This is a genomic window from Ruegeria sp. (assembly GCF_028066395.1).
Lineage (GTDB): Bacteria > Pseudomonadota > Alphaproteobacteria > Rhodobacterales > Rhodobacteraceae > Ruegeria.
This window is the reverse complement of sequence record NZ_JALCBM010000029.1, coordinates 40,830-47,644: the sequence shown is the minus strand read 5'-3', so window position 1 is coordinate 47,644 and position 6,815 is coordinate 40,830. Positions and strand designations below refer to the sequence as shown.

General features: G+C 60.9%; 8 protein-coding genes. 2 read left to right on the top strand and 6 right to left on the bottom strand.

Annotation, left to right across the window (positions count from 1 at the left end):
- From MPJ51_RS11080 to MPJ51_RS11065, 4 genes are all read right to left on the bottom strand, one after another.
- The coding region (locus MPJ51_RS11080) for an ATP-binding cassette domain-containing protein (protein WP_298386180.1) at positions 1-248 on the bottom strand (248 nt) is incomplete at its 3' end.
- A gap of 5 nt (positions 249-253) precedes the next feature.
- Complete coding sequence (locus tag MPJ51_RS11075) at positions 254-1,153, bottom strand: carbohydrate ABC transporter permease (RefSeq protein ID WP_298386177.1); 900 nt, start codon at positions 1,151-1,153, stop codon at positions 254-256.
- The gene (locus MPJ51_RS11070) at positions 1,146-2,018 is read right to left on the bottom strand and encodes a sugar ABC transporter permease (protein ID WP_170387762.1); all 873 of its coding nucleotides are present in this window, start codon (positions 2,016-2,018) and stop codon (positions 1,146-1,148) included. The genes MPJ51_RS11075 and MPJ51_RS11070 overlap by 8 nt, the downstream gene beginning before the upstream one ends.
- A gap of 57 nt (positions 2,019-2,075) precedes the next feature.
- Positions 2,076-3,320 carry an ABC transporter substrate-binding protein gene (locus tag MPJ51_RS11065; protein WP_298386167.1) on the bottom strand — a complete coding sequence of 415 codons (1,245 nt, stop codon included), beginning with the start codon at positions 3,318-3,320 and terminating at the stop codon, positions 2,076-2,078.
- Between the two features lie 216 nt (positions 3,321-3,536).
- On the opposite strand from MPJ51_RS11065, the gene MPJ51_RS11060 reads away from it, so the two are divergent.
- Both MPJ51_RS11060 and MPJ51_RS11055 read left to right on the top strand, forming a co-directional pair.
- Entirely contained in the window at positions 3,537-4,274 is a 738-nt protein-coding gene (locus tag MPJ51_RS11060) for a response regulator transcription factor (protein ID WP_298386164.1), read from the top strand.
- Complete coding sequence (locus tag MPJ51_RS11055) at positions 4,271-5,713, top strand: HAMP domain-containing sensor histidine kinase (RefSeq protein WP_298386161.1); 1,443 nt, start codon at positions 4,271-4,273, stop codon at positions 5,711-5,713. Before MPJ51_RS11060 ends, MPJ51_RS11055 begins: the two co-directional genes overlap by 4 nt.
- Position 5,714: 1 nt before the next feature.
- Here MPJ51_RS11055 and fliP read toward each other — a convergent pair whose 3' ends face one another.
- Both fliP and MPJ51_RS11045 read right to left on the bottom strand, forming a co-directional pair.
- Positions 5,715-6,446: a flagellar type III secretion system pore protein FliP gene (gene fliP / locus MPJ51_RS11050; protein ID WP_298386158.1), complete on the bottom strand. Its 732-nt coding sequence runs from the start codon at positions 6,444-6,446 to the stop codon at positions 5,715-5,717.
- A complete protein-coding gene (locus MPJ51_RS11045; RefSeq protein ID WP_298386155.1) occupies positions 6,443-6,730 on the bottom strand; it encodes a FliM/FliN family flagellar motor C-terminal domain-containing protein in 288 nt (95 codons plus the stop codon). Before MPJ51_RS11045 ends, fliP begins: the two co-directional genes overlap by 4 nt.
- Positions 6,731-6,815: the final 85 nt, after the last annotated feature.

Below are 6,815 nucleotides of genomic sequence, written 5' to 3'. Positions count from 1 at the left end.
TGGAACACCATCGCGATGTCGCGGTCCTTGGGGCTGACATGGGTCATGTCCTTGCCGCCAATGGACAGCGTCCCGCCGGTGATCTCCTCAAGCCCGGCAATACAGTTCAGCAGGGTGGATTTGCCGCAACCCGAGGGGCCGACCAGTACCAGAAAATCGCCCGGTTCGATTGAGATGTTGATGTCCTTCAGAACCTCGGTTGCACCGTAATTCTTGTACAGGTTTTGGATATCAAGAATGGGAGCCATGGGTCTTATCCCTTCACAGAGCCAGCGGTCAGGCCGCGGATGAAATACTTACCGGCGACGACATAGACGAGCAGCGTCGGCAGCCCCGCGATGATCGCGGCAGCCATGTCGACGTTGTATTCTTTGACGCCGGTGGTGGAGTTTACGATGTTGTTGAGCGCCACGGTCACGGGCTGCGTGCCCGCCTGGCTGAACGACACGCCGAACAGGAAGTCATTCCAGATCTGCGTGAACTGCCAGATCACGGTCACCACGATGATGGGCAGCGACAGCGGCAGGAAGATCGACCAGAAAATCCGCAGGAACCCGGCCCCATCCACGCGGGCGGCTTTGGTGAGTTCAGAGGGAATCGTGACATAATAGTTGCGGAAAAACAGCGTGGTGAAGCCCAGCCCGTAGATCACGTGGACAAAGATCAGGCCCGGAATGGTTCCGGCGATCCCCATCAGACCCAACAGGCGTGCCATCGGCAGCAGGACAACTTGAAACGGGATAAAGCAGCCAAACAGCATCAGCGAGAAGATGATGTTGGCCCCTTTGAACCGCCATTGCGCCACGACATATCCGTTCAGCGCACCCAGCAGGGTTGAGATTGCCACCGCAGGCACCGCGATCAGGACCGAGTTCCAGAAATAGGGCCGCAGGCCTTCACACTGGATACCGGTACAGGCACCGGACCACGCGGTTTTCCAAGCATCCAGACTGACCTCACGCGGGAGCGAGATCAGAGACCCGGTGCGGATTTCCTCAAGACTTTTCAGCGACGTGGTCAACATCACAAATAGCGGCATCAGGTAATACAGCGCAAACAGGCCCAGCAGGACATAGAGCAGCCAACGCAGGGCAATCTTGCCAGTGGCGCTTTGGGTGCGGGTTTGGGTTTGGGGCATCGACAGATCAGTCATTTTTCGCCCTCAGCTCTGAATAAAGATAGGGAACCACGATGGCAAAGACGACCAGCATCATGATCATCGCGGAAGAGGCCGCCTGACCGATGTCACCGCGCGAAAACGCCATGGCATACATGTAGGTGGCGGGCAGATCGGTCGCGTAGCCCGGACCGCCGCCGGTCAGGGCGATGACAAGGTCAAAGCTCTTGATCGCCAGATGCGCCAGCACGATGAAGGCCGACAGGAAGATCGGGGCCATCGAGGGGATGATGATCGCCGTATAGATGCGCCATGTGGGGATACCATCGACTTGAGCGGCCTTGATGATCTCACCATCCACGGACCGCAGCCCGGCCAGAAACAGCGCCATCACGAAGCCCGAGCTTTGCCAGATCGCCGCCATCACGATGGTGTAGATCGCGTAGTCCGGGTTCACCAGCCAGTCGAACTCGAAATTGGTAAAGCCCCAACCCTGCACCATGGATTCAATGCCCAGACCCGGGTTCAAAATCCACTTCCACGCCGTACCGGTCACGATCATCGACAGCGCCATAGGGTACAGGTAGATCGTGCGGATCGCCCCTTCGACGCGGATCTTCTGATCCAGCAGGATGGCCAGCAACAGGCCCAGCACCATCGCGATCACGATGAACAGCGCGCCAAAGATATACAGGTTGTTGATTGCCGTATCCCAACGGGGAGAGTCGAACAGGCGTTCATACTGGATGAAGCCCTTGATCTCGTATTTCGGCAACAGTTTCGATCGGGTCAGCGACACCCATGCGGTCCATCCGATAAATCCATAGACAAAGATCAATACGGCGATGAACGACGGTGCCAGCACCACCTTGGGCAGGTGGTTTTCCAGCCATTCGGACATTTTAGCCTCCGGGGAAAGGTGCTCTGCCCCGCAGTATAGGGGGCAGAGCCTATTGGATCAGTAGCTGTTTGCCACCGCGTCCGCCAGTTGCTGAACCGCGTCAGCCGAGGACATATCCGAGTTGAAATGCGCGGTCACCACATCGGTGATCGCACCGGCCTGCGACCCGCGCAGCGCCATGCCATGGGCGTAAGAGGGCAGCAGCGAACCGCTTGCCGAGGTCGCGCCCATATCTTCGGCAGACAGGTTGGCGCAGATGTCAAAGTCATCCAGACCCACATCAGTCCGCGCCGGGATCGAGCCCTTGTTCAGGTTGAACACTTTCTGGAAGTTCGGCGCAACGATCAGCTTGGCCAGCAGGTCCTGACCGGCTTTCTTGTCGTCACCATCCACGTCGAACATAGCAAAGCTGTCGACGTTATACAGATAGCCGTCACCGGGGGTCGAGGCGCACAGGAAATCCTCACCCGGTGTTTTACCGGCGGCCAGGAATTCACCCTTGGCCCAGTCGCCCATGATCTGGAACGCCGCTTCGCCGTTCATGACCATGGCAGTGGCAAGGTTCCAGTCACGGCCCGAGAAGTTCTCGTCCACATATCCACGCAGGGTGCGCATCTGGTCAAACGCCTGCACCATCGTGTCCGAGGTCAGCGCCTCGGGGTCCAGATCAACCAGCGCTTTCTGGAAGAACTCGGGCCCGCCAATGCCCAGAACCACGGTTTCAAAGACGGTCGCGTCCTGCCACGCCTGACCACCATGGGCCAGCGGGATCACACCAGCGGCCTGCAGCTTGTCAGCGGCGGCGTTGAATTCGTCCCATGTGGTCGGCATTTCGATGCCGTTGGCGGCCAATACGTCCGCGTTGGCCCAGATCCAGTCCACGCGGTGAACGTTGACAGGGGCCGCACACCATGTGCCTTCGCACTTCATGTGACCCGCGATGGATGCAGGCAGCACGTCCGCCCAACCTTCGGCTTCGGCAACGCTGGAAATGTCGGCCAGAACGCCCTCTTCATACCATTCCTGAATGGCGGGGCCTTTCAGCTGAACCGCAGTCGGCGCGTTTCCGGCCAGAACCCGGGCGCGCAGCGCGGTCATCGCCGCGTCGCCGCCGCCGCCAGCCACCGGCATATCGGTCCATGTGCCGCCGTTCGAGGCGAACTCTTCCTGCAGAACCGCAACCGACTTGGCCTCACCACCCGAGGTCCACCAATGCAGAACCTCAGCCTGAGGCTCGGCCACAACGGACGACCCGGCCGCAATGGCGATGGTCGAAACGGTGGCAAATGCAAAACGCTTCATTTGTGTTCTCCTCCCTGAGAATTCGGTGCCGCCCTGAGGGCAGCCATACGTGATATAGCGCTAACAGATTGCTGCATGGCAACGCAGAATGCTGTGCAATATCCTGACAAGGTGGAAATTTTCACCGCTTTTGTTACCCCGTGTTACTTTGGGCTTGAATCCGTTTCCATTCGTTACAATTGGCGGCGACGGAGAACTCTGAGGAGGAGAAACAGAGTGGGCATTCCCCGGCTCTTGGTGGTGGACGACGATTCCGAGATGCGGTCGATGATGACCCAGTTCTTTCAGCAGAACGGGTATATCGCTCTGCCTGCCAGTTCCGAAAGCGAAATACGCACGCATCTGACCTCGGGGCGGATCGACCTGATCCTGTTGGACGTAATGCTGGGGGATGAGAACGGTGTCGAGATTTGTGCGCGCCTGCGGGCCGAGCAGGATGTGCCTATCATTCTGGTCTCGGCCCTGTCGGCAGATCATCAGCGGATGGCCGGGTATGAGGTCGGCGCGGACGACTATATCGCCAAACCTTTCAACCCGCAGCTGCTACTGGCCCGTGTCCGCGCCGTGATGCAGCGGGCGCGGCGCACGCCCTCGCTGGCCTATCGCCGCCGCACCCGCAGCTTTCGCTTTGACGGCTGGGTCTATGACGGCAAACGGGATGAGGTGCATTCGCCCGAGGGCTATCTGGTCTCCCTCTCGCAACGCGAAACCGCCCTGCTGAAAGTGCTACTGGCCAACCCGCATATCCCCCTGACCCGGGATGAGATCGCCGCCGCGCTGGACGTCACCGGCGATGCCGACAAGCCCGAAGCGCAGGGCCGCGCCATCGACATGCTGGTGGGCCGCCTGCGTTCCAAGATCGAGACCAACCCGAAAGACCCGCAAATGCTGCGCACCGAACGGGGCGTCGGTTACGTCTTTGCCGCCGAAGTCGCAGTGGAAGAGGATACATGACCCTGCGGCTACGCAGTCTCGGCTGGATCTGGTCGCTGGCCGGGTTTGCCTCGGGGCTGTTGTCGGCGGGCCTGTGGTTCGCCTCGTCGCAGGCGTGGGACCGGTATCTGACCCGGTCTTTTGTGGCCGGATTTGCGGTTTATGAAGAGCTGCGCACCGGCACTGCGCCCTCATCCGGGATCAAAATAACCCCTCTGCCCGCCGAGGCCGCCGCCCTGGCCGAGGAGGGCATGTTCGAACAGGTGCCCGGTTTCGCAGGCCGCCGCTTTGTCACCAACCTGTCGATCCTGACCGACAGTTCCGCGCCCCTGAGTGGGCGCGAGCTGACGCTTGCCGTGATGTCAGATCGTCTGGTCTATCCGATTTCCGGCATCGTGTCCGGCACCGACCAGACCGGGTCTGAAAAGATGGGCAACCTGACCCGTCTTCTGGCCACCTATTGCAGCGAACCGATCCTGATCGCGCAATTCGGGCGCGGGCCGTGGCAACAGGTGGACGGCACCGCCATCTGGGGATGCAACGCCGCGCCTGCCGATCTGCGCCTGCCCGCCATACTTGCTGCCGTGGTGAGCCTGGCGGTCATTCTGACCTCGGTCGGGAACGTGTCGGACACGTTCACCCGCTTCTCGCAGGCCCTGCGCAATCGCAGGCGACGCGGCGGGCCCGACAGCTATGACGCTGATGGCCCGGATGAGCTGCGCGAAATCGTATCCGCCGTGAACGAATATCTAGAAGGCGAACGCGCGCAGCTGGAAAAACGCGCCACCGTGCTGTCCGGCGTTAGTCACGATCTGGGCACCCCCGCCACCCGCGTCCGCCTGCGCGCAGCCCTGATCCCCGATGCCGAACTGCGCGAAAAGCTTGAGGCCGATGTGGACCAGATGACCGGCATGATCGAAAGCGTGCTGACCTATACAAGGTCCGAGCTGAGCATTGAGGACCCGCGTGAGATTTCACTGACCTCGCTCGTCGAGTCTCTGGTTGCCGATTATCAGGACACCGGCCAGCCCGTGACCCTGCAGCAGGTGGCCCCCGTCATGGTCGAGGGCGCGCCGTCCGTCTTCATGTCCCGGCGCGGGCGCGGCTCACTGCCGGAAACCCGGCGCATTCTGGTGATGGCGCGCCCGATCTCATTGAAACGCGCGCTGACGAACCTGATCGACAACGCCCTGAAGTACGGCCGTCACGCCGAGGTTGCGTTGGAAACCGATGCCCGGATGGCCACGATCATTGTCGAGGATAAGGGCAATGACCTTTCCGTCGCGGATATCGAGGCGCTGCTGACCCCATTCCGGCGCGGGTCCAATATCGGATCATCCGACGGGTTCGGGCTGGGCCTGACCATCGCCACGACCGTGGCCGAACAGCATGGCGGCTCGCTGCGGTTCGAGGCCGGGGAACAGGGCCTGCGCGCCCGTCTGGAAATCTGTCGGCAATAGGTCAAGCCGCATAGCTCCGCACCAGCGCCCCCGCGATCAGAGCCCAGCCATCGGCGATCACGAAAAACGCCAGCTTGAACGGCAGGGCCACCGTGGCAGGCGGCACCATCATCATGCCCATCGACATCAGGACCGCAGCCACCACCAGATCGATGATCAGAAACGGCAGGAAGATCAGAAACCCGATCTGAAACGCCCGCGCGATTTCGGACAGCATGAACGACGGCATCAGAACCGACAAAGGCGCCTGTGGCGACAATTGCATCTGGTCGCCATCCGGGCGCAGAGCGGCCATGGCCTGAAACGTCTCGGGATCCAGCCGGGCGGCCATGAATTCGCGAAACGGGATCAGGGCGCGTTCAAGGGCGGGCTCCACCTCCATCGTCTCATCGACCATGGGTTTTATTCCGGTGGTCCAGGCCTCGGTAAAGACCGGCTCCATGATGAAAAAGGTCAGAAACAGCGCCAGACTGATGATCAGCATGTTGGGCGGCGATTGCTGCAGCCCGATCCCCTGCCGCAAGATCGCCAGCACCGTGATCAGGAACGGGAAACAGGTGATCATGATAGCCAGTCCCGGCGCGAGGCTCAGCACTGTGATCAGCAGGATCAGCTGTATGGTCCGGGCCGAAATCGACTCACCGTCGCCCAGCGACAGCGACACCTCCTGCGCCGAGGCCATCGCGGGCAGCAACAGCAACGCCACCACCAGCCAGATCAGGGGACGCATCATCCGATCCCGTTCTGCAGGTCCGAAATTTCGGTCAGGCGCACCGCAAGCTGCCCGGCCTGATCGCCCTCCATCTCTTCCAGCAGGCCACGGGCGACCAGTTGATCGCCAACATACAAGTCCACCGGGTCCTCGATCCGCTTATCCAGCGTCAGGACCGCGTTTTCACCCATGGTCAGCAAGTCGCGGATCAGAGGGCGCGCGCGTCCGACCGAGACGGTCACTTCGATCGGAACCGCCTCGAACGGGTTGGGTTTTTCGGATTTGGGGGCTTGGGGATCACTCATTGGACAAAGCCTCTTTTGCTTCAAAAACATAGGCGTCGAATGCGCCGGAAATGGCGGTCAGCAGGGCGGTGCAATCAACCTCACG